General features: G+C 74.1%; 19 protein-coding genes and 1 pseudogene. 10 read left to right on the top strand and 10 right to left on the bottom strand.

All coding sequences use genetic code 11. The features are described from left to right. Nucleotides 1–22: 22 nt before the first annotated feature. From OVA32_RS02440 to OVA32_RS02430, 3 genes are all read right to left on the bottom strand, one after another. Nucleotides 23–1,426: an MBL fold metallo-hydrolase gene (locus OVA32_RS02440; RefSeq protein WP_036384546.1), complete on the bottom strand. Its 1,404-nt coding sequence runs from the start codon at nucleotides 1,424–1,426 to the stop codon at nucleotides 23–25. Nucleotides 1,427–1,727: 301 nt separating this feature from the next. Next, nucleotides 1,728–2,996, bottom strand: a complete 1,269-nt coding sequence (locus tag OVA32_RS02435; RefSeq protein ID WP_267715046.1) for a phospholipase D-like domain-containing protein — start codon at nucleotides 2,994–2,996, stop codon at nucleotides 1,728–1,730. Nucleotides 2,997–3,020: 24 nt separating this feature from the next. Then, nucleotides 3,021–3,995: an acyl-CoA thioesterase gene (locus OVA32_RS02430; RefSeq protein WP_036316197.1), complete on the bottom strand. Its 975-nt coding sequence runs from the start codon at nucleotides 3,993–3,995 to the stop codon at nucleotides 3,021–3,023. Nucleotides 3,996–4,115: 120 nt separating this feature from the next. Between OVA32_RS02430 and OVA32_RS02425 the strand changes: the two genes are divergently transcribed. Both OVA32_RS02425 and rlmC read left to right on the top strand, forming a co-directional pair. Continuing rightward, the gene (locus tag OVA32_RS02425; protein ID WP_020628173.1) at nucleotides 4,116–4,724 is read left to right on the top strand and encodes a HEAT repeat domain-containing protein; all 609 of its coding nucleotides are present in this window, start codon (nucleotides 4,116–4,118) and stop codon (nucleotides 4,722–4,724) included. A 10-nt stretch (nucleotides 4,725–4,734) separates the two neighbouring features. Further along, on the top strand, nucleotides 4,735–5,946 hold the full coding sequence (gene rlmC, locus OVA32_RS02420; RefSeq protein ID WP_036384552.1) for a 23S rRNA (uracil(747)-C(5))-methyltransferase RlmC: 1,212 nt from the start codon (nucleotides 4,735–4,737) through the stop codon (nucleotides 5,944–5,946). Between the two features lie 16 nt (nucleotides 5,947–5,962). Here the strand turns inward: rlmC and OVA32_RS02415 are convergent, their stop codons facing one another. Further along, on the bottom strand, nucleotides 5,963–6,553 hold the full coding sequence (locus OVA32_RS02415; RefSeq protein WP_041103424.1) for a hypothetical protein: 591 nt from the start codon (nucleotides 6,551–6,553) through the stop codon (nucleotides 5,963–5,965). A gap of 286 nt (nucleotides 6,554–6,839) precedes the next feature. Between OVA32_RS02415 and OVA32_RS02410 the strand changes: the two genes are divergently transcribed. Continuing rightward, complete coding sequence (locus OVA32_RS02410) at nucleotides 6,840–10,217, top strand: beta-phosphoglucomutase family hydrolase (protein WP_041103426.1); 3,378 nt, start codon at nucleotides 6,840–6,842, stop codon at nucleotides 10,215–10,217. 128 nt (nucleotides 10,218–10,345) lie between these two features. Here OVA32_RS02410 and OVA32_RS02405 read toward each other — a convergent pair whose 3' ends face one another. The 3 genes from OVA32_RS02405 to OVA32_RS02395 form a co-directional block, all read right to left on the bottom strand. Further along, nucleotides 10,346–11,695 carry a sensor histidine kinase gene (locus OVA32_RS02405; protein ID WP_051995287.1) on the bottom strand — a complete coding sequence of 450 codons (1,350 nt, stop codon included), beginning with the start codon at nucleotides 11,693–11,695 and terminating at the stop codon, nucleotides 10,346–10,348. Then, a complete protein-coding gene (locus tag OVA32_RS02400; protein ID WP_036316202.1) occupies nucleotides 11,692–12,357 on the bottom strand; it encodes a response regulator transcription factor in 666 nt (221 codons plus the stop codon). Before OVA32_RS02400 ends, OVA32_RS02405 begins: the two co-directional genes overlap by 4 nt. 317 nt (nucleotides 12,358–12,674) lie before the next feature. Beyond that, entirely contained in the window at nucleotides 12,675–14,129 is a 1,455-nt protein-coding gene (locus OVA32_RS02395; protein ID WP_144818894.1) for an L-lactate permease, read from the bottom strand. An 81-nt stretch (nucleotides 14,130–14,210) separates the two neighbouring features. On the opposite strand from OVA32_RS02395, the gene OVA32_RS02390 reads away from it, so the two are divergent. The 4 genes from OVA32_RS02390 (at nucleotide 14,211) to OVA32_RS02375 (ending at nucleotide 18,160) form a co-directional block, all read left to right on the top strand. Next, a complete protein-coding gene (locus tag OVA32_RS02390) occupies nucleotides 14,211–15,365 on the top strand; it encodes a nitronate monooxygenase (protein ID WP_144818892.1) in 1,155 nt (384 codons plus the stop codon). Nucleotides 15,366–15,430: 65 nt separating this feature from the next. After that, entirely contained in the window at nucleotides 15,431–16,774 is a 1,344-nt protein-coding gene (locus OVA32_RS02385; RefSeq protein WP_063189408.1) for a sensor histidine kinase, read from the top strand. 56 nt (nucleotides 16,775–16,830) lie between these two features. Beyond that, complete coding sequence (locus OVA32_RS02380) at nucleotides 16,831–17,523, top strand: response regulator (protein ID WP_020625618.1); 693 nt, start codon at nucleotides 16,831–16,833, stop codon at nucleotides 17,521–17,523. 370 nt (nucleotides 17,524–17,893) lie between these two features. After that, a complete protein-coding gene (locus OVA32_RS02375) occupies nucleotides 17,894–18,160 on the top strand; it encodes a hypothetical protein (RefSeq protein WP_020625619.1) in 267 nt (88 codons plus the stop codon). Nucleotides 18,161–18,173: 13 nt separating this feature from the next. On the opposite strand, the gene OVA32_RS02370 is transcribed toward OVA32_RS02375, so the two are convergent. Beyond that, nucleotides 18,174–18,749, bottom strand: coding sequence for a TetR/AcrR family transcriptional regulator (locus OVA32_RS02370; RefSeq protein ID WP_041105146.1), 576 nt, complete (start codon nucleotides 18,747–18,749; stop codon nucleotides 18,174–18,176). Nucleotides 18,750–18,914: 165 nt separating this feature from the next. Between OVA32_RS02370 and OVA32_RS02365 the strand changes: the two are divergent. The 3 genes and pseudogenes from OVA32_RS02365 to OVA32_RS02355 all read left to right on the top strand — a co-directional run. Then, nucleotides 18,915–19,394 (top strand): annotated as a pseudogene (locus OVA32_RS02365) (ABC transporter ATP-binding protein); the annotation flags it as partial. A gap of 119 nt (nucleotides 19,395–19,513) precedes the next feature. Continuing rightward, the gene (locus tag OVA32_RS02360; RefSeq protein ID WP_231866301.1) at nucleotides 19,514–19,969 is read left to right on the top strand and encodes a VOC family protein; all 456 of its coding nucleotides are present in this window, start codon (nucleotides 19,514–19,516) and stop codon (nucleotides 19,967–19,969) included. A gap of 9 nt (nucleotides 19,970–19,978) precedes the next feature. Next, entirely contained in the window at nucleotides 19,979–20,374 is a 396-nt protein-coding gene (locus tag OVA32_RS02355; protein WP_228070611.1) for a VOC family protein, read from the top strand. 15 nt (nucleotides 20,375–20,389) lie between these two features. Here the strand turns inward: OVA32_RS02355 and OVA32_RS02350 are convergent, their stop codons facing one another. Together OVA32_RS02350 and OVA32_RS02345 are read right to left on the bottom strand one after the other, a co-directional pair. After that, nucleotides 20,390–21,367, bottom strand: a complete 978-nt coding sequence (locus OVA32_RS02350; RefSeq protein WP_095695092.1) for a bile acid:sodium symporter family protein — start codon at nucleotides 21,365–21,367, stop codon at nucleotides 20,390–20,392. 118 nt (nucleotides 21,368–21,485) lie between these two features. Then, the gene (locus OVA32_RS02345; RefSeq protein WP_036314481.1) at nucleotides 21,486–22,481 is read right to left on the bottom strand and encodes a hypothetical protein; all 996 of its coding nucleotides are present in this window, start codon (nucleotides 22,479–22,481) and stop codon (nucleotides 21,486–21,488) included. Between the last annotated feature and the right edge of the window lie 120 nt (nucleotides 22,482–22,601).

Genomic DNA, 22,601 nt, shown 5'->3' with positions numbered 1-22,601 from the left:
TCGGGGTTGGTCTGGGGGTGTGTCAGGACTGCTGCCAGGCGGCGTAGCTGCCCTCGAGCTCGATCACGTCGAACCCGGCGCGGCGCAGCGCCTGGGCGGCCACGATGTTGCGCAGGCCGGACTGGCAGAAGGTCACCAGGGTCTTGTCCTTCGGCAGCTCCTCCTGGTGGAAGAGCACCTTGCCGGCGTTCAGCTGCCGGGCGTCCGCCACGGTGCCGTGGGAGAACTCGGTCTTGTTGCGCACGTCCACCAGCACGGTGTCCTGCTCCGCGCCGACCTCGCCGGCCTCGATGCGGGACCGCAGCTCGTCGGCCTGCACGGTGGGCACCGGCTCCAACGTGAGGCCGTCCACGGAGGTGGTGAACGCGGCGGCGGCGTCGACGCCCACGCGGATCATGTGGTCGCGCATCGTGTGCGCGTCCTCGCGGTCCTCGGCGAGCAGGACGAGGGCGGCGTCGTCGCTCTCCGGGTCGTAGGCCCAGCCGGCGTGCGTGGCGACCTTGCCGCGGGACGGAAAGGCCAGCGCGCCCGGCACGGTGCCGGCGAGGATCTCGTCCACACCGCGGGTGTCCGCGAACACGGCGCCCTCGGCGAGCGTCGCCTGCACGCCCCCGGCGTCCAGCTCCTCGAGCTCGGGCAGCTCGCCCAGGATGGCTGGCCCCTGCTTGTTCTGGCGCTTCATGCGGGCGAAGTAGGCGTGGGCGTCGGGCTGGCCGTCGAGCAGCTCGTCGATGAAGCCCTGCTCGTCGTCGTTCTTCAGGTAGTCGGACCACCACGCGTACTTGCGCTCGTAGCCGACCGTGGTGGAGGGCAGCGCGCCGAGTGCCTTGCCGCAGGCGGAGCCGGCGCCGTGGGCCGGGAACACCTGCACGTGGTCCGGGAGGGTCAGGAACTTCGCCTTGAGGGAGGCGAAGAGCTGCTGGGCGCCCTCGAAGCGGGTGTCGACGCCGCCGGCGGCCTCGTCCAGCAGGTCCGGGCGGCCGAGGTCGCCGGAGAACACGAAGTCGCCGGTGAGCATGTAGCCCGGGGCGTCCGCGAAGGCGCCGTCGGTGACGAGGAAGGACAGGTGCTCGGGGGTGTGGCCCGGGGTGTGCACGGCCTCGACGGTGATGTTGCCGAGCGTCACCGTGTCGCCGTCCTTGAGGAGGTTGCCCTCGAAGCCGTAGGCCCAGTCCTCGCCGCCCTCGCCGGACAGGTGGATCTGGGCGCCGGTGGCGTGGGCCAGCTCGCGGGTGCCGGAGAGGTAGTCCGCGTGGATGTGGGTCTCGGTCACGTGGGTGATGGTCATGCCGTTCTTGGCGGCCAGGTCCAGGTACACCTGGATGTCGCGGCGGGGGTCCACCACCATCGCCTCGTTCTTCGCCTGGCAGCCGATCACGTAGCTGGCCTGGGCGAGGTCCTCGTCGTAGATGCGCTCGAGCAGCATGGTTCTCCTCCGGGTCGGGGGGTCTCGATGTCCATCCGATACCCCCTGGGGTATGTCGAGAACGAGCGTAGGGTATACCCCCAGGGGTATGCAAGAGAGAGGGTGAGCCCGGGCGGCGACGGGAAGGGACGGCACGGTCGGGAGACGTCGCCAGGGGGCGTGAGCCAGATGATTCCGCTGCGGATCGGGCGTCAGAACGGCAGAAACGTCTGGCTCACGCGGCGGGGGGCGTGAGCCAGATGATTCCGCTGCGGATCGGGCGTCAGAACTGCAGAAACGTCTGGCTCAGCGCCCGGGGTCCTCAGAGCAGGGGACGCAGTGGTACCAGCAGGGCCTCGACCACGCGGGCGAGGCCGTGACGGTCCTCCCAGCGCGGGGTGTCGATCCGGACGGCCCGCTGGGCGTCGAGAGCGAAGATCTCCTCCATCCGGGCGGCGAAGTCGCGGTCCACGACCACCACGTTGGACTCGTAGTTGAAGCCCAGGGAGAGGCGGTCGACGTTGGCCGAGCCCACGGTGGACCAGATGCCGTCCACGGTGGCGGTCTTCGCGTGGATCATGCTGGCCCTGTACAGCAGGATCGTGATGCCGGCCTCGAGCATCTTCCCGAAGAAGCCGCGCGAGGCCCAGTCCGCCACGATGTGGTTGGAGTCCTCCGGCACCATCACCTGCACGTCCACCCCGCGCCGGGCCGCGTGCAGCAGCGCCTCGAGGACCTGCTGGTCCGGGATGAAGTACGGCGTGTTGATGAGGATGCGGTGCTGCGCCCGCTGGATGGCGTCGAGGTAGCTCAGCCGGATCGGGTAGACCAGGAGCGGCGGCTGGTTCGCGGCCACGGTGACGCGCGGGTCCCACGTGTCCGGGGGGCGCCAGGACATCTGCTCGCCCGCGCGGTGGTGGGCGTTCCACTTGATGGAGATCGACTGGCCCAGCGCCCACACCGCCGGGCCGCGCTCACGCACGTGGGTGTCCCGCCACAGGCGGGCGTAGTCGTCGCCGATGTTGAAGCCGCCGGCGAAGCCGACCTCGTCGTCCACCACCATGATCTTCGAGTGGTTGAACCCGCTGTGCCGGACCACGCCTCGCCAGATCGGGCGGGCGAAGGCCGGCAGCCGGAACACGTGGATGCGCGGGTCCAGCTGACGGTAGAAGCGGGGCGGGACCACGAGGTTCCCGAACCCGTCGTAGGAGACGTAGACCTCCACGCCGCGCACGGCCGCCCGGTTGAAGGCGTCCATGAACCGCTGGCCCGTGGGGTCGCCCTTCCAGATGAAGGTCTCGAACTTGATGATCCGCTGCGCTCCGTCGATCGCGGCGATCATCTCCTTGTAGAGGTCCTCACCCGAGGTGAAGATGCGCAGCTCGGAGCCCTCCACGTGGGCGTCAAACACGCCGGGGTTCGGCGCGGGTCGGCGCACTCGGCCGCCGCGCTTGACCATGTCCACGCCGGTGAGCCCGGCGGCGACCGTCAGCGGCAGTCCCACGAGACCGACGCCCGCGGCCACGGCCGCTCCCCGGAGGAGACGACGGACCGGCAGGCGGGACAGGGACGGCAGGGACGGTCGACGCATTCGCTCAGTCTACTCAGGGCCCCGTCAGCGCGGATCGGTCGAGCGGCGCATCTCGGTCCAGGCCGCGCTCACCTCGGAGCGCATGCGCACGAGTTCGATCGCCGTCTCCTGCAGCCTCCGGGCGCTCTCGCTCTCGGGGATGTACTGCCGCACCCGCTGGGCCTGGTCCTCCGCGGAGACGTCCACCATGACGGCGATCGAGTGCGCCACCAGGCGGGACTCCGCCCCGGTGCGTCGGCTCGCGTAGACGCGCAGCGCCACATGCATGGACCGCTCCGTGGTGTTCACCAGGAGGGCCTCCACGCGCACGAGGTCGCCCACGTGGATGTTCCGCACGAAGCGCACACCGCCGCCGAACACCGCGACCACGGATTCATGTCCGGTCCAGCGGGCGGCGCAGACGGCGGCCGCCTCGTCCACCCAGCGCAGGATCGCGCCCGCGTTGATGGTGCCGCCCACGGTGGCCTCCGCGTTGGGGGCCAGGAACGCGAGGGTGCTCATCTCCTCGGGGGCCTCCCCGGGCGCGGGGAACGGCAGTCGGGCCATGCCGCGCTCGACGGCGCGGCGGGCCACGGTGGAGCGGCGGGCCTGTTCGTCGCGCTCGATCTGGCCGGGGGTCGAGGGCTCCCAGACCGGCACGGTCACGGGCACCCCGCCCTCCTCCGCGGCGTAGACCACGAGGGACGAGGTGGCGACCACGGGGTCGCCGTCGTCGTCGCGGATCTCCGGCAGCAGCAGGCGGGTCTGGACGTGCACCTCGGCGCCGTCCGTGTGGACCACGCGCGCCTGCACCACAGCGCGGCGGTCCACCGGCACGGGGTGCCGGAACTGGGTGTGCCCCATGTAGCGGGCACGCACGAACGTCCCGGCCCAACTCGCCGCGACGGCGTAGCCGGCCTTCTCGATCCAGGAGATGACGGTGCCGGCGTCCACCAGGCCGGTGGGATGATCGAAGCTGTCCGCCCGGAATTCGAGGGCGAGGGCTCCGGGGGGTCTCATGCCGTCGAACGTATCACCCGAGTCCGGGCCCTGTGCGGCCGGTCACGCCCCGTCCAGGAGTCTGCGGGGAACCTCCCGGCCGCGCCCCAGGCGGGTCCGCGCACGGGGGACAATGGACCCATGACCGCCTTCGACCGTCTCCCCCTGCCCGCGGAGCCCCAGACTCCGCACGACCGCCTGCGCCGCCGCACCGAGGCCGCCGTCGCCGAGCGCGGGGAGGCCGCCGTCGCCGGGCTGGCGGTGCGCCTGATGACCGGCGCGGCCACTCCCGATGACGTCACCTCGGGCGCCGCCCGCGCCCTCACCGGCGACGACGGCGACCTCAGCCCCGCCGCGACCGGCGCCCTGGCCCTGATGCACGCGTGGCACCGCAGCGCGCTGCCCGCCCTGACCGGGGCGCTCACCGCCCCCGAGGCGGACGTCCGCTCGGCGGCCCACCTCGTGCTCGCCTCCCGCGCCGGCTCGCTGCGCCGCGATGCCGCCGTCGACCGCACCCTCGTGGACGCGGTGCGGGCCGGCTGTGCCGACCCGGACCCGGAGGTCCGCGCGTCGGCCGCGTCCGCACTGGGTGCCCTCGCCCGCCCCGAGGACCTCGAGTCCGCCCTGCCCGTGCTCACCGGCATGGTGATGGACGTGGACGCGGACCTGGCCGCAGCCGCCGAGCTGGCCCTCGAGCAGCTCGCGATCCGCCTGGACCGGCCCGGCCTGCGGGTCAGCCTCGAGGGCTGAGGCGACGCCCGTGCAGTGCCCCCACTTCGATGTCGGCGAGTGCCGTTCCTGCCCGCTGATGGGCGTGCCGTACGCCCGGCAGCTCGCGGACAAGCAGGCCGCGGTCCTGGCCGCGCTGGCGGACGCGCTCGATGCGGACACGGTCGTGGCCGAGCCGTTCGCCTCCGCGGAGGCCGGGTTCCGGAACAAGGCGAAGCTCGTGGTCACGGGGTCGGCGGCGGCGCCGCGGCTGGGCATCCTGGACCCGCGGCAGCACCCCCGCCATCACGACGGCGCCGGCGTGGACCTGCGCGACTGCGGCCTGTACGAGGCCGGCATGGAGGGCGTGTTCGAGGCGTGCGCGGCGGCGGTGACGGCGGCCGGGCTGGAGCCCTACGACGTCGCCGCCCGCACGGGCGAGCTGAAGAACGTGATCGTGACGCTCTCCCCCGACCGGGAGGCGATGGTCCGGTTCGTGCTGCGCTCCGCCGACCGGCTGGACGCGCTGCGCGCGGCGGTGCCGGGGCTGCTGGATGACCTCGCGGCGCGCGGGACACCCGCCGCCGTGGTGAGCGCGAACCTGCTGCCCGAGCACGTGGCCCTGCCCGAGGGCGACGAGGAGATCGTGCTCGCCGGCGGGCCGACCCTGCGGATGGAACTGAACGGGATCGGCCTGCGGCTGCGCCCGCAGGGGTTCTTCCAGACGAACACCGCGGTGACCGAGGGGCTGTACGCGACGGCGGCGGCGTGGGTCGCCGAGGGCGGTGTGCCGGCGTCGGCGTGGGACCTGTACTGCGGGGTGGGCGGGTTCGCGTTCCACCTGGCCCGGGCCGGCGTGCGCGACGTGTGGGGCATGGAGTCCTCCGCCGAGGCGGTGGCCGCGGCCCGGGAGACGGCCGCGGAGCTCGGCCTGGCCGACCGGGCGCGCTTCTCCGCCGGCGACGCCACCTCCGCGCTTTCGTTCGAGAAACGGCGGGCTCCGGAGGCGCTTTCGTCCAAGAAACGGCGGCCCCGCCCGGACGCCGTCGTCGTGAATCCGCCCCGGCGGGGCATCGGCGCCGAGCTGGCCGACGCGCTGGAGGACTCGGGTGTGCCCACCGTCCTGTACTCCAGCTGCAACCCGGCGACGCTCGCGCAGGACCTGGCCCGGATGCCGAGCTATCGGGTGGCGCGGGTGCAGGTGTTCGACATGTTCCCCCAGACCCGGCACGCGGAGGTGCTCACGCTGCTGACCCGGCGGTGACGGAAGCCGGGGCGCGTCACCGCGGGCTCCCCGCCCGACGGTTCCGCTTCTTCAACTCGTCGAACACGTCGAACAGCGTGTTCGTCGAGGGCGCCAGAGCCGCCTGCGTCCGCACACACGGCTGGGGGTTCGTCAACCCGCCACCCTGCAACGGCCGTCCCGAGTCCCACCGGTTGGCCTTGCGCAGACCACCCTCGTTCCACAGCCGCTCGTCCACCTTGAGCGCCACCTTCATCGTGTGCTCCGACTCTGGCGCCACAGCACGGACTTCCTTCACGTCCGCCCAGTCCACGGACCAGTCCCGCGTCCACACCCGTCGCTCATCGAACGTGACATGCCGAGGCCGGAACAGACCCATCGTCGCGGCGGGAAGCACCGCCAACGCCAGCGCCAACCCGATGAACGACGCCGCACGCCACACCCCGAACCCGGCCGAGACATCCTCCGGCGGCCGGAAGATCACCCACACGAACACCGCGATGCACACCACGACGATCAGCCACAGGAGCAGCCACCGCGCCGGACGCACCCGCGCCTGCACCGGCAGACTCGCCAGGATCTCCTCCCGCGTCGCCTTCTTCCGCAACCGCGTCGGCTTCGCATCCATCACTTGCTCCTCATCCAGTTCATGAGCCCTCCGCCCCCCGGCCATCTCCGCCGAGTGTGTCCTGCTCGTTCCCGGGCCACGCTTCCGGCGCGCGGGGGCACACGTCCGCCCCGTCGGCACGACCCTATTCCCGGAACCCACCGCGCCGCAGCGACATCACCGCAGCTGAGAACCGCTGTGATGTCGCTGCGGTGCGGTCGGCCGGAACGACGGCGCGCTCGCTGCGGTGAACATCGCCGCGGCACTCCCCGTGCGGCCCCACTTCCCCGCCCGTAGGCTGGTTCCCATGTCGCAGACGCTCACCCCCGCCGCTCCGCAGGACCTGAACGCCCGCCGCCACCGGCTCCGCCGCTACCGCGCCGTCATCTTCGACATGGACGGGGTCATCACGGACACCGCCGGCGTGCACGCGCAGGCGTGGAAGGAGCTCTTCGACGGGGCGCTGCCCGCCGTGGGCGCGCTGCCCGCCAACGCCGCCGTCGTCGCCGCGGACCCGGACGTGCTGCGCCCCTTCGACGCCGCCGCCGACTACCTGCACCACGTGGACGGGCGTCCCCGCGAGGACGGGGTCCGCACGTTCTTCGCCTCCCGCGGCCTGCAGGTGCCCGAGGCCGACTCCCCCGAAGCGGACACGGCCCCGGAGCTGACGGTCCTCGCCCTCGCCGAGCGCAAGCAGGGCTACTTCGAGCAGGTGCTCGAGCGCGACGGCGTCCGCGTGTTCCCGGAGGCCCAGGACCTCCTCGAGCGGCTGCGGGCCAAGGGCGTGCCGGTCGCACTGGTCACCAGCTCCAAGAACTCCCGCGCCGTGCTCACGGCCGGCGGCGTGCTGGACTTCTTCCCCGTGATCGTGGACGGGAACACCGCCGTCGAGCGCGGGCTGCCGGGCAAGCCGGACCCGGCGATGTTCTGGGAGGCCGCCCGCGAGCTGGGCGTCGACGTCGCGGACGCGATGGTCCTCGAGGACGCCGTCTCCGGTGTGAAGGCCGCCGCGGACGGCCGCTTCGGCCTCGTGATCGGCGTGGACCGCGAACCCGAGCTCGGCAAGGGCCGACTCAAGGCGGCCGGCGCCCACCTGGTGGTCCAGGACTACGGGACCCTGCATCTGGAGGACCGCACCACCACCCCGTTCGACCCCGCGTGGGTGCTGCGCTGGGACCGCTTCGACCCGGCCTCCGAGGGCACACGCGAGGTGCTGTGCACCCTGGCCAACGGGTACTGGGGCACCCGCGGCGCCGTGCCCGGCACGCGCATCTCCTCCGTCCACTACCCCGGCACCTACATGGCCGGCGTGTTCAACCGGCTGACCTCGATGGTCCAGGGCCGGGTCGTGGAGACCGAGCACATGGTCAACATCCAGGACTGGACCCCGCTCGTGGTGACCCCGCGCCACGGCCGCCCGCTGCTGCCGGGTGAGGAGAACCTCGTGGAGTACGGCCAGGAGATGGACCTGCGCCGCGGCGTGCTCTCCCGCACCATGACCTTCGAGGACGAGCAGGGCCGGCGCACCACGGTCCACACCCGGCAGTTCACCTCGCTGGCCAATCGGCACCTCGCCGCGATCGAGCTGACCGTGGTGGCGGAGAACTGGTCCGGGGACCTCACGGTGCGCTCGAAGATCGAGGGCCGCGTGGCCAACCTCAACGTCTCCGACGACCGCACCCTCGCCAACCAGCACCTCGAGCCGGTCCAGGCCCGGGAGATCGACGGCGAGACCGTCCTGCTCGAGACCGCCACCAACCAGTCCGGCATCCACGTGGCCATGGCCACCCGCACCCGCCAGGTGGCGCCGGTGGGCCACCACGAGCCCATCCGCCGCCCCGTGGACGGCTCGGACCTGGTGGTCGGCCAGGACATCCTCCTCCACGTGGACGAGGGCGTGCCGCTCGTGCTGGAGAAGGTCGCCGCCGTCGCCACGAGCCACGACCACGCCAACGCCTCCGTGTGGGAGTCGGCGGTGAAGGACGTCCAGCGCGCCCAGAACTTCCGCAACCTGCTGACCCTGCACGAGCAGCGCTGGGGCACCAACTGGGACCGGTTCTCCGTGCGCATCGACCTGGCTGAGCCGTACCGGCATCAGCGCCGCTCCACGGCGGCGGAGGCCGGCGGCGAATACGCGCCGCCCGTCGTCGCCGCCGGCCACTCGGCCCCGGTGGGGTCCGCGGTCCCGATGGGCAAGGACGGCGCGTCGCTGCGCCAGCAGCTCGCCCTGAACCTGCACACGTTCCACGTGCTCCAGACGGCCTACGGCCGCCGCCGGGACCTGGACGCCTCCGTGGGGGCGCGTGGCCTGCACGGCGAGGGCTACCGCGGCCACATCTTCTGGGACGAGATCTACGTCTACCCGATGCTCACGCTGCGCCGCCCCGAGATCACCCGGGGCCTGCTGATGTACCGCTACCGGCGTCTCAACGAGGCCCGCGCCAACGCCCAGGCCGAGGGCTGGGCCGGTGCCATGTACCCGTGGCAGTCCGGGGCGGACGGCTCCGAGGAGACGCCCACCGAGCTGTGGAACCCGCGCTCGCGCATGTGGATGCCGGACAACTCCCACAACCAGCGGCACGTCTCCCTGGACATCGCCTACTCGGTGCTGCGGTACATCGAGATCACGAAGGACACGTCCTTCATCTCGGACTACGGCGCGGAGATGCTCGTGGAGATCTCCCGGTTCTTCATGTCCATGACCCTGCACAACGCCGTCACGGACCGCTACGAGATCCACGGCGTCATGGGCCCGGACGAGTTCCACGACGGCTATCCCGAGACCCCCGGCTCCGGCCTGCGCAACAACGCGTACACGAACGTGCTGACCTCGTGGGTGCTCGCGGAGACCGCCCGCCTGGTCCGCTGGCTGGACACGATCGACGACGGCCTGCCCGAGCTCATGGAGATCTCCGAGGAGGAGATCGAGCGCTGGGAGGAGGTCAGCACCCGTCTGACCGTGCCGTTCTTCGAGGAGGGCGAGGAGGCCGGCATCCTCGCCCAGTTCGAGGGCTACCAGGACCTGCTCGAGTTCGACTGGGAGGCCTACCGCGCCAAGTACGGGAACATCGGCCGCATGGACCTGATCCTGCAGGCCGAGGGCGACGCCACCAACCGGTACAAGCTCTCCAAGCAGGCCGACACCCTCATGCTCGGATACCTGTTCTCCGCCGAGGAGCTGGACCGGATCCTGCGCCGCATGGGCTACGAGCTGCCGCAGGAGGCGTTCGAGCGGATGGTCACGTACTACGAGGCCCGCTCGACGCACGGCTCCACGCTCTCCCGGCTGGTGCACGCGTGGGTGTCGGCCCGCACGGACCCGGACCGGTCCTGGGACCTGTTCACGGAGGCCCTCGAGTCGGACCTCTCGGACACGCAGGGCGGCACCACGAAGGAGGGCATCCACCTGGGCCTGATGGCGGGCACCGTGGACACGGTGATCCGCTGCTACGCGGGCCTCGAGACGCGCGACGACGTCGTCCGGCTGCACCCCCGCATGCCCGCCCAGCTGCCCGGCGCCCGGTTCACCATCCGGTTCCGCCAGCAGCCCGTGGTCATCCAGATGACCCAGCGGGAGGTGACGGTGGCCGCGGGCGAGGGCATGTGGCACGACGTGCCGATGATCATCGCCGGCCGCGAGCACACCCTGTCCCCCGGCGAGAAGCTGACGGTCCCGCTGGGCTGAGGGCCGCCGTCGTCGGCCACCCCACCCCGTCCCTTTGGGGGCGAAAGTGGGCGGTATCCCGCGCGGATACCGCCCACTTTCGCCCCCGGACGCGGGAAAACGCGGGAGGACGCGGCTGCCGCCCCGGCTCAGCGCAGCGGCAGCTCGGCCCGGACCACCCAGCAGCCGCCCAGCGGGCCGGCCGTGAGGGTGCCGCCGAACACGGCCACCCGCTCGCGCATGCCGGCCAGGCCGAAGCCGCTGGCCATCGCGACCACCACGCGGTCGCGGCGGGGCTCGCCCTCGTCCATGGGGCTGGCGATGCACAGCACCAGGCGGTCCGCGCCCTCGAGCTGCGAGGTCAGGCGCACCGTGCCGCGGCGCGGGGCGTGCTTGAGGATGTTCGTCACCGACTCCTGCACCACACGCAGCACGGTCAGCTCCAGGGAGCGCGGCAGCTCGTCCAGCTCGGTCAGCGAGCGCTCGACCGCGAACCCGGCCGCGTGCAGCTGGGCCTCGAACTCGTCGAGGCGGGCCGGCAGGTCCACGACGGCGTCCCCCTCCGCCGTCTGCGCGTTGCGGGAGGAGCCGCGCAGCGCGGTGAGCATGCGGCGCAGGTCCACGAGGGACTGCCGGGCGGCCTCCTCGATGGCCTTCTCCGCGGCGGCCCGTTTGTCCGGGTCCCTCTGGGTGGGCAGCATGGCGGCCTGCATCGAGATCACGGTGAGCCCGTGCGCGACGACGTCGTGCAGCTCCGCCGCGATCCGCTGCCGCTCGGCCTCCGCGGCGCAGGCGGCGGCCTCCTCGGCCCGGCGCAGGGCCGCCTCGCGGTCCCGGGCCCGATGCCGGGATCGGCGGATCATGAAGGCCGGCACCGCCACGCACAGCGCGACGATGAGCGTGATGACCATGACGCCCTTGAGGCTGTCCTCGTCCGCCCACGTGCCGTCGGTGAGGACCTCGCCCGCGACGGTGAGCAGGATGAGGGCGCCCAGGGCGAACCAGACGAACACCCGGTGCGAGTACCGCGTCACCATGGCCGCGCCCAGGACGACCCCGCCACTGAACGCCTGCGGGGTGAGGTGCGCGTGGTCCGCCTCCACGAGGCCCACCAGACCGAACGTGCACCCGAGCAGCACGAACACCGCCGCGAGGGTGGGCTGCCACCCGAACAGCAGCGTGACCAGCACGCTCGCCAGGAACAGGACCCAGCGCAGGAGCGGCTCCCGCCCCTCACCCGTCAGCCCGCCGTCCTCCTCGAGGATGCCCGCGAGTTCGGGGTCGGCGCTCAGCCCGGCGGCCACCGTGGGCCCCAGCATCAGGGTGAGGATCTCCCCCAGCACCATGAGCCCGACGATCACGTAGAGGACGATCCGCGTGTGCCGGGAGACGGGTTCCGTGCGCAGGATCGCCGGCAGGCGGGAGCCCAGGGGAGACTCGGCGGGCGGGGGCGACGTCGCCGTCGTCGTCCGAGCCGGGGCGGGCGCCGCGATGCTCATCCGATGTCCACGAGGCCCGCGCGGGCGGCGCGGATGAGGATCTGCACGCGGTCACGGACCTGCCACTTGTCCAGGACCTTGCCGATGTGGGACTTCACCGTGGCCTCCGCGAGGAACAGGGCGCCGGCGATCTCCGCGTTGGAGGCGCCCTTGGCGAGCTCGCGGACCACGTCCAGCTCGCGCTCGGTGAGGCGCTCGTGCGGGGCGAGGGGCTCGGCCGGGCAGGGGGCGGTGTGCTCGGGGGCCGCGGTGACGGCCTCCACCAGGTCCGCGGCCACGCGGGCGGAGAACACGGCGTCCCCGGCATGGACGCGGCGGATGGCGTCCACCACCTCGGCCGGCGGGGCGTCCTTCACGAGGTAGCCGGCGGCGCCGGCGCGCAGGGCGGGCACGAGGTACTGCTCGGAGGAGAAGGTGGTGATCGCCAGGACGCGCACGCCCGGGGCCTCGGCGGAGATGCGCGCGGTGGCCTCGACGCCGTCCATGCGGGGCATCTGCATGTCCATCAGCACGACGTCGGGGGCCAGCGTGCGGGCCGCCTCGAGGGCCTGGACCCCGTCCTCGGCGGAGCCGACCACCTCGAGGTCCTCAGCCTGGGCCACGAAGTGCTCGAGGGCGGTGCGCATCAACGCCTGGTCGTCGGCCACGACTACTCGGATCATGGCGTCCAGCCTAGGAGGCGCACAGGCCGCCGCGCGTCCACCGAAGGTCGACGTCGGCCCCCGCCTCGGGGCGGACCGGGCCGGCTCCCGCGCCCGGCCGGCCACCGCAGTCCCGGCGCCTCCGTGGGCAGAACCCACAACCCCGTCGCCTCCGTGGGCAGAACCCACAACCCCGGCGCCTCCGTGGGCAGAACCCACAACCCCGTCGCCTCCGTGGGCAGAAGAGAGGGCACTTCTGCCCACGGAACGCTCTGGCCTGCCGCTTCCGCCCAAGGAACCGGGCCGCCCCACCCGGGCCCCGCTCCACCCCCCGCGCGTCACCGCGGCAGCAGGAACCAGCCCATCACGGCCATGCCGAGGATCCCGGCGAGCATGGCCGGCAGCAGCACCACGAACAGGTTCCGCCGCGTCACGGCCCAGCCGGGCATCTGCGGCGACTGCGCCCCCGCGGCCATGCCGTGGGCCACCTGGATGCGAGCGGGCCCGGCGACGATGCCCCAGCCCGCGGCCGCGTTGTGCAGGCCGTTGGACCAGGGCGGGGGGACGCCCAGGGCGGCGCCTGTGTCCATCTGCAGGGGGCCGATCAGGGCCATGGCCCCGGTGTTCGAGGCCGTGATGAAGCCGGCGAACGCGCCGAGGAACGGCATCGCCACCAGGTAGGACTCCCCCATCCCGCTGAGTGCGCCCGCGAGCGCCTGCGAGACCCCGCCGGCGGAGAGGATGAGCCCGAACGCCACGTAGAGCGCGTTGGGGATGGCGGTGCCCACCCACAGCTTCCCGGCCTCGCGGGGGACTCGGCGGCGGGCGGCGGCGTCAAGGTGGAGGAGCCACACGCCCACGCCCACCGCCACGAACGCCCACAGCGCCGGCGTCCCCACGAGGGCCGCCGCCCCCTCGAGCCCGAACGCGCCCTTCACGGTGGTGCCCAGCACGGTGCCGGCCATGAGCGTCAGGTACGGCACCACGTCCCGCCCCGGCCCGGGCAGCAGCCGGCCGCCGCGGATCACGAGCAGCCAGGCCACGGTGAGCACGAACGTGGCGACGGCGCCCGCCGGCGCGGTGCCGACCACGAGGTTCGCCCCCAGGATCAGCGCCCACTGGGCGACCCCGGAGAGCACGGCGACGCCGAGCCAGGGCAGTGTCCGGGCCGGGCCGACGTCGACTCGCATGCCGCGCGCCCCGCGCAGCAGCAGCACCGTGGCCACGCCCGCCACCAGGCAGGCCGGCAGGTTGAACACCGCGGCGGTGACCCCGATCTCCCGGAAGTCCAGGCCGAACAGGCGGGCGCCCATGAGCGTGCCCGGCGCCATGGACCCCCACGGGCCGATGGTGAGCGCGAGGACGGAGATCAGCGCGGACCGGAACGCCGTGTAGCCCAGACCCAGCAGCAGCGGCACACCCACGATCAGGGAGACGCCGAACCCGGTCACGGTCTCGAGGAACGGGATGACGCCGTGCACCATGAGCAGCGCGGTCGCGATCGTGGGGCCGTTGCCCGCCGACAGCCACGCGGCCAGGCGCGCGTGCCCGCCCGAGTACTCCATGACGCGGGACAGGGTGATGCCGCCCGCGATGATCGCCAGGATCTCGAGCAGCGTGGGCACGCCGGCGCCGATCGCGCCGCCCAGGTCGCCCGGGGCCACGCCGAAGGCCGTGAGGGCCAGCAGCACGGCCACGGCCGTCCCGGCGGCCGGGGCCACCCACGCGGGCAGTCGGGTGAGCAGCAGCACGAGGGTGAGCAGGATGGGTGAGAGCGCGAGCAGCACCTCCACGGCGCACCCCCTTCCCTCGTGTACTGCGCCCCACTGTAGGCGCGGGGTGGGGCCGACACCCCTCCCCTTACTCTGGGGGTCATGACGCAGCCATCCCACCCCGACGACGTCACCCGCGCCCGCCTGATCCCGCCCGTGCCCGTGGCGGTGGCCCCGATGGCCGGCGGCCCCTCGACCCCGGAGCTGGTCGCCGCCGTCGTGGGCGCAGGCGGCGGCGGGTTCCTCGCCGGCGGCATGCGGACGGCCGCGCAGATGCGCGCGCAGGTGGACGCGCTGCGCGCGCTGCTGGGCGCGGAGGGGCCGGACCGCTGGGGCGTGAACCTGTTCGTGCCGGACGCGGTGAACACGGCCATCCCGGACGCGGCGCGCACGGAGGCGGCACGGTCGGCGCGGACGGCGGCCGTCGCCGCGTACCGGGCGGGCCTGACGGCCGACGGCGCCGCCGGCCTGCCCACCGCCGCGGACGTCGTCCCGGACCCGGACGCCGAACGGGCCGACTTCGACGCCCTGCTCACCGCCGCCGAGGAGCAGGCGTGGCCGCTGGTCTCCTTCACGTTCGGCCTGCCGGCCGCCGACGTGTTCGCCCGGCTGGCCGCCGCGGGTATCCCGGCCGGAGCCACCGTGACGGACGCGACCGAGGCGCGGGCCGCCCTCGACCACGGGGCCGCGTTCCTCGTGGTGCAGGGCCACCGCGCCGGCGGGCACCGGGGCACGTCGGACCCGGCCGCGGAGCCGACCCGCGCCGAGATGCCGACGGTGCTGGCGGCGGTGCGCGACGTCGTCGGGACGGGGGCCGCGAGCGCCGCGCCCGTGGTGGCCGCCGGCGGCGTGGGCACCGCCGAGGACGTGCGCGCCCTGCTGACCGCCGGCGCGGACGCCGTCTCGGCCGGCACCGCGTTCCTCCTCACCCCGGAGGCGGGCACCTCGGCGGCGCACCGGGCCGCCGTCGCGGCGTGTGCGGCCGGGACACGCTTCTCCGCCGACGACGGCCGGGCCCGCACCGGCCTGACCCGCGCCTACACGGGGCGGTGGGCGCGGTCGCTGGCCACCGCGTTCATGGCGGAGCACCCGGACGCCCCCGCCGCGTACCCCGAGGTCAACGTCCTGACGAAGGGGCTGCGCGCCGCCGCCGCGGCCGCCGGCGACCTCGAACGCGTCCACCTGTGGGCCGGCACCGAGGCGCACCGGGTCCGTGAGGCGCCGGCCGCCGACGTCCTCGCCTCCCTCGCGCCCTGAGGACCGTCCCGGATCATCCCGCGGACTGACGCCGGCCCCTCGGCCTGCGGCCTAGGCTGGCCCGCGTGAACCCCCTGCGCCGCCTCGACCAGTGGACGCGCCTGCACCCCGTGCGCACCGACGTGATGGCCGCCGCGGCACTGTTCACCGTGCTCGTGGCGCTGCCGTGGATCGCGCTCGGGCCGATGGTCGCCCCGGACCCCCAGGGCCGGCAGACGGCCGTCTCCCTCCTGGCCGGGGCCGGCATGGTCCTGCCGTGGGCCGTGCGTCGGGTGCGCCCGGTGGCCTCGGCCGCCGTCGTGACGGCCGCGGCCGTCCTGCACCTGCTCGCCGGGCCCGAGTTCAGCCTGTCCCTGCTGATGGTGCCGCTCACCGTCTACAACCTCGCTGCAAACGCGCCCCGGAGCGTCTCCGTGGCCGGGCTCCTCCTGGGGCTGGTCGGCGGCGTGGCCAACGGGGTGAAGGTGTGGCTGTTCCCGGCGCAGTTCGTCACCCCCGACGGCCTCACCGTCCGCTCCCCCGCGGAGCCGCTGGCCATGGTCATCATGGCGATCGGCTGCGGGCTCGTGGTGCTCACCGCGTGGGCGTTCGGCGACGTCGTGCGCAACCGCCGCCTCGCCGTGCGCGCCCTCGAGGACCGCGCCCACCGCCTCGAGGTGCAGTCCCGGCAGGAGCGCGAGCTCGCCGCCGCCGACGAGCGCAGCCACATCGCCCGGGAGATGCACGACATCGTCGCCCACTCCCTGCAGGTGATCATCTCCCAGGCCGACGGCGCCCGGTACGCCGCCGCCGCCAAGCCCGCGCTCGCGGTCACCGCGCTCGAGACCATCGGCCAGACCGGCCGTTCCGCGCTCGCGGACATGCGCCAGCTGCTCGGCGTGCTCCGCGAGACCGGCGAGACCGTGGCCGGGGTGCCCGGCGTGACCGACGACGACGCCCGGCGACCCGCCGCCGACGTCGTCGCCTCCCCCGACGGCCGCGGCACCCGCCTGCCCCCGGGCCGCCGGCCCCAGCCGCGACTCGCGGACCTGCCCGCCCTCGTGGAGACGATGCGCCTGTCCGGGCTCGAGGTGTCCCTGCTGGAGACCGGCACACCCCGCCGCACGCTGCCGGCGGGTGGGGAGCTGGCGGCGTACCGGATCGTGCAGGAGGCGCTCACCAACACGCTGCGCCACGGCGGGCCGGACGCGGACGCCTTCGTCACGCTCGCCTGGACGGCGCACGGCCTGGACCTGCAGATCGACGACGACGGCTGCGGCGCCGCCGCCGACCCCGCCACCCGGGGCAGCGGCCAGGGTCTGCGGGGGGCCGCCGAGCGGACGGCCCTGTTCGGCGGGACGCTCGAGACGGGGCCGCGCGTCGGGGCCGGGTACCGCGTGTCCGCCCACCTGCCGTACTCGGCGGTGTGAGGGGTGGCCGCCCCCGTCTCGCCCGCTCACCCCGCCCGACTTGAGAGGATGACCCCATGAGCTCCGAGGAGACCGCCCCCGTCCGCGTGGCCCTGGTGGACGACCAGGCACTGATCCGCTCCGGGCTGGCCATGCTCGTGGACTCGCAGCCGGACCTGACGGTCGTGGCGGAGGCGGGCAGCGGGCGCGAGGCGGTGGCGTCGGTGTCCGTGGCGGGCGCCGACGTCGTGCTGATGGACGTGCGCATGCCGGAGATGGACGGCATCGAGGCCACCCGCGCGCTGCTGCGCCGGCCGGACGCCCCGCGCGTCGTGGTGCTGACCACCTTCGACCTGGACGAGTACGCCTTCGACGCGATCGAGGCGGGCGCCAGCGGCTTCCTGCTCAAGGACGCCCCGCCCGAGGAGCTGCTCGCCGCGATCCGCACGGTGCACCGGGGCGACGCCGTGATCGCCCCGTCCACGACGCGCCGGCTCCTGACGCACATGGCCCCGCGTCTGCGCTCGGACCAGGTCCGCAGCGCCGAGTGCGAGGAGCAGCAGGCGGCCGTGGCGTCGCTGACCCCGCGCGAGCACGAGGTGCTGGTGCTCATGGCGCAGGGCGCCGCGAATCTGGAGATCGCCGCCGAGCTCGTGCTCTCCGAGGCCACGGTGAAGACGCACGTCGGCCGGGTGCTGGCCAAGCTCGGCGCCCGCGACCGCGTGCAGGCCGTGCTCATCGCCCACCGCGCGGGCCTCGTGCAGTTCTGACCCGCCGTTCCGGCACGCCCTGCAGCCCCCGCCCTAGCCCCTGCCCCACCCCTCGTCGAGGCCCGCAGACACGCCGCTACGCCGTCGTCGTAGCGGCGTGTCTGCGGGCCTCAACGGCCGGCCTCGGCGGTCGGCCGGGGCGGTCGGCCGGGGCGGCGGGGCCCTTCCCTGAGCCACTCCCCAGGCGCCTGCCAGCACAATCACAGGTCATACCTGGGTATGAGTCGGACGCCCCGAGGTTCATCCTCATGGCCCTGCCGGTGCGCCCACCCCCTCCGCGATGCTGGACGCAGGCCCCGCAGCGGGTCCGCCGCCGGGGTGCACGCGCCGATGGCCGCCCCGGCCCGACGCGCACTGGAGGAGAGGCACCATGACCGGCAGCATCCTGGACCACCCCACCCCGACGACGTCCCGCGCCTCCGACCCAGCCGCCGAGCAGGCGCAGCGGGACAGTGAATGCGTGGCCTTCTTCGTGGCGCTGGTGACGGCCGCCGTCGTGATGCTGGGCCTGAGCCTGTTCACGGGGGTCGAGGGGCTGCTCCGCCTGGCGCTCACCGCGGGCGCCGGCCTGCTCGCCGGCGCCGTCGCGTGGGCCACCGCCCGCCCCGTCCTGGAGGACGACGCCCCGGGCGACTGACCCGGCCGCGCCCTCAGGGCCGCAGGCCGCGCAGGTACGTGTCCAGCAGCCAGCCCCGCTGGTCCGGGCCGTGGCCCAGCAGCGCGCACTCCGGCGACCGGGTGACCATGAGCAGGCCGAACAGGTAGTCCGCCCCGGTCACGTCCGGGCCCACGAGCCCGGCCCGCCGCGCCTCGGCCACCACCTGGTCCGCGAGCTCGAGGATCACACGCTCGGCCTCGGCGATGAGGGCCTCGGGCGGCCGGTCGGCGGGGTCGAAGTCGTCCCGGGCCGCCGCGAGCGAGGCCAGGTTCACGGCCCCCAGGTCCTCCGCGAGCCTCCGCCACCGCGCCTCGGTCCCACCGCCGTGCCCGTCCCCGCCCACCCCGTCGAGGAAGGCCTGCAGGATCCCCCCGGTGCGGGCCACGACGTCCTCGAGCACGGCGTCCAGCAGATCCCGACGCGTGGGGAAGTGCCGGTACAGCGTCCCCACGCCGATCCCGGCCTCCTGCGCCACCCCGCGCAGGGACATCGCCGCCCCCTGGGTGGCGATGAGACGGCCGGCGGCCGCCAGCAGGTCCTGGCGGTTGGCGCGGGCGTCGGCTCTCATGTCCCCATCATCCCACTCCACCCCGCACCGCCCGGCGGCGGGGACCTGACGCCCTCGGGTCCACGCCTCGCCGGCCCGCCTCATCCCCGGGCATGACCCGCCGCCCGCGGAGGTGGTCCCCTCCTCCGATCCGCCCCGCCGGGTCCGCGCGGGAGAGTGGCCGCCATGGACACCTCTTCCCCCGCACACCCCTTCTCCCCCACGACCCCCGGCCCCGTCGCGCCGGGGCCGGGCACGCCGTCGTCGTCCGCCACCACGACGACGGCGCCCGCCGTCTGCGCCCGCGGCCTCACCCGCGCCTACGGGCGCGGTGACGCGCAGGTGCACGCCCTGCGCGGGGTGGACGTGGACTTCGCCTCGGGCGCGTTCACCGCGATCATGGGGCCCTCGGGGTCGGGCAAGTCGACGCTCCTGCACTGCCTGGCCGGGCTGGACGCGCGGACCTCGGGCTCCGTGAGGATCGGCGGCACGGAGATCACAGGACTGGACGACACCGCCCTGACCCGCCTGCGCCACCGCCCGCACGAGCTCTCGGGCGGTCAGCAGCAGCGCGTCGCCGTCGCCCGCGCCCTGCTCACCCGACCGGGCGTCGTGTTCGGGGACGAGCCCACCGGCAACCTGGACACCGCCACCTCCACCGAGGTGTGAGCAGGCGGGGCGCGGTGCGTGCGAGCCGCGCCCCACAGCTCGGCGCCGGTCCGCGGCCCCGGCGACGCGCCCGAGACCTCGTGACGGGGTCCCGGGCGCGCCCTACGCTGAGCCGCATGAGCGAGACCCTCCTCGCTGCCCCTGCCGCCCCCGCCGGCTCCCCCGCCTGGATCGACTACACCGCCCCCGACTTCGCCCGCCAGCAGGCCTTCTACGAGGCCCTCTTCGGCTGGTCCTTCACCGACTCCGGCGAGGAGTTCGGCCACTACCGCATGATCACCAAGGACGGCGCCTCCGTGGGCGGCGCCATGGACGCCGACCAGCTCTCGCAGATGACCGGCGAGGACGCCCCGCCCGCCGCGTGGACCGTGTACCTGCGCACACAGGACATGGACGCCACCCTCACCGCCGTGCGGGAGAACGGCGGCGCCGTGCTCGTGGACGCCATGCCCGTCGGCGACCTCGGTGTGATGGCCATGGCCGAGGGCCCGGGCCACGAGGTGGTGGGCTTCTGGCAGTCCGGCACCTTGGCCGGCCATGACCTGCCGCTCACCCCCGGCACCTCCGTGTGATTCGAGCTCATGACGACCCGCTTCGACGAGTCCGCCGAGTTCTACCGCGCCGTGGCCGGCTGGCAGCCCACCCCGCTGGGGGACGACGGCGCCCCGGAGGACACGCAGACCGCGGCCGACGCCGAGGACGCGGCCCACGACGGCCCCCGCTACGCGACGAACCACCCGTTCGACCGCGCGACCGCGGGCCTGTGCGACGCGCGGGCCTGGCTGCCGCCGAACGCGGTGGGGTACTGGCGCATGTACATCGCCGTCGCGGACACGGACCGCGCGCTCGAGGTGATCCGCGAGCACGGCGGCACGGTCCTGGACGGCCCCCAGGACTCCCCGTTCGGCCGCGTCACCACCGTGCAGGACCCCGCCGGGGCCACGTTCCAAATCAACGAGCCGCCCGCGCAGGGCTGACCTGCGCCGCGGCCCTCACTCCTGCGCGGCCCTGCGGCCGTCCGCACGGCGGTAGGCCATGGCGAGCACGGCCCCGGAGAGGTTGTGCCAGATCGAGAACACGGCGCCCGGCAGGGCCGCCGCCGGCGAGATGTACTGCGCCGCGAGGCCCGCAGCGAGGCCCGAGTTCTGCATGCCGACCTCGATCGAGACCGTGCGCGCCACGGGCGTGGGCAGCCGGAACAGCTTCGCCGCGCCGTAGCCGAGCAGGTAGCCGAGCCCGTTGTGCAGCACCACCGCTGCGAACACCAGCAGGCCCGCCGACAGCACGCGGGAGGCGCTGTTGCCGACGACGGCGGCCACCACCAGCGCGATGAACACCACCGAGACCCACGGCAGGGCGGGCAGCACGCGGTCGACGACGCGGCGCAGCAGCAGGCGCACGACGAGTCCGCCCAGGACCGGCAGGAGCACGATGTTCACGATGGACTTGGCCATGGCGCCGCCGTCGACGGCCATGTACTGGCCGGCCAGCCACAGGGTGAGCAGCGGCGTGAGTAGCGGAGCCAGGAGCGTGGACACGGAGGTCATGGCCACGGAGAGGGCTGTGTCGGCGCGGGCGAGATAGCTGACCACGTTCGAGGACGTGCCGCCCGGGGTCGAGCCCACGAGGATCACGCCCGCCGCGAGCTCGGGCGGCAGCTGGAGCACGACGGCGACGCCGAGCCCCAGCAGCGGCATGATCGCGTACTGCGCCACCACGCCCAGCAGCACGGGCAGCGGCCGGCGGGCGACGAGGCCGAAGTCCGGAAGGGTCAGCGTCAGGCCCATGCCGAACATGATGATCCCGAGGAACAGGTTCACCTGGGGCAGCAGCGTCTTCGCGGCGGTCGGGGCGAGGAAGCCCACGAGCGCGGCGGCGAGCACCAGCAGCGGGAAGACGGTGACGGCGATGCGCGCGGAGCGGTCTTCCGCGCGGCGGGCGTCGGTGGGGGCGGGATCCGGTGCGGTCATCCCGTCATGGTAGGAGCGCGACCGCGGTGCGTCGTCGCGTGACGCGGCGCCGTCGTCGGCCTTCCGGAATCTTCTGCGCCCCTGACCCTTCTGGACGTCCGCTCCCGCCCCAGAAGGGTCAGTTCCGCAGACGATCCTCCGCGCCACCGGCGTCGAGACCGCCACGCTCCGCGATCGCGGCCCGCACCAGCCCCGCCGTCTCGACGAATCCCCGCCACCGGTCCGTCCCCGCCACCCGGATGTTGAGCCAGCCCTGACGCAGGAACACCGCGTCCCGGCGGGTGTCCTTGCCGACCTGCGCGGCGCCGTCGTGGGTCTTGCCCTCGTAGTGGATCGCGATCCGCCACCGCCGGTAGCCGAGGTCCGCGCTGGCGGGGTGCCACAGCGAGTAGTCCGGGTCCCAGAGCTCGATCTGCAGGTCCGGCTCGGGCAGCCCCGCGGCCATCAGCGCCAGGCGCAGTTCGGTCTCGGCCGGGGAGTCGGAACCGGTGCGCACGAGCGCGAGCGCCTCCCGCGCCCGCACGATCCCGGCCTCGCCGGTGTGCCGCTCGAGCGCGGCGCCGAGCTCCCGGCGGGTGGCCAGCGCGACCTTCCCCCGCCGTTCGTCCTCCCGTGCCAGCCGATCTCCGACCGCCACGAGCGCGTCTCGGTCCAGGACGGTGGCCAGGTGGAACCAGGTGTCGGCGTGCGAGGTCCATCGCAGCCCGTGCAGCCGGTCCCTCCGCACGAGGACGCGGTCCAGGTCCACGAGCCGGGTGCGCACGCCGGGCTCCCGTAGCACCCGGCGGGTGCGGGACCGCAGGACGGTAGGACGCACCCGGGCCTTCACGTCGTCCGGGAGGGGCCAGCCCAGCAACCGGGCCACGGACTCTCCGGTCACCACGACGTCGGGACGCATCGCCGCCAGGTCCTGCAGCCGGGACAGCTCGGTGGCGAGGGGACGCGCGGGCGGCGTCGCCCCGGTGACGGGGCCGATCCAGCGGTAGTGGCCGTGCGCGACGCGTTCGACGTCCCGGCTGCGCAGCCGCGACCCGGACACCCCGGCGGCCAGCGCCTGCGCCCGCGTGAACGGGGCGTCCTGGAGGTGGGCGGGGAAGGGTCCGGGCACGCGCATGGCCCCGATCCTGCTCGCTCCCGACGTCGGCGGGCCCGGTTGTCCACAGGCCCTGCGGAGGCGTCGGGCCGACGTCGTCGTGGACGTCCTGCCGCGCGCTGGGAATCCGTTGCACATCTG

The sequence above is a fragment of the Micrococcus sp. SL257 genome (assembly GCF_026625585.1).
GTDB lineage: Bacteria > Actinomycetota > Actinomycetes > Actinomycetales > Micrococcaceae > Micrococcus > Micrococcus luteus.
Note: the sequence above shows the minus strand (reverse complement) of the source record. Positions and strands in the feature narration are given on the sequence as shown.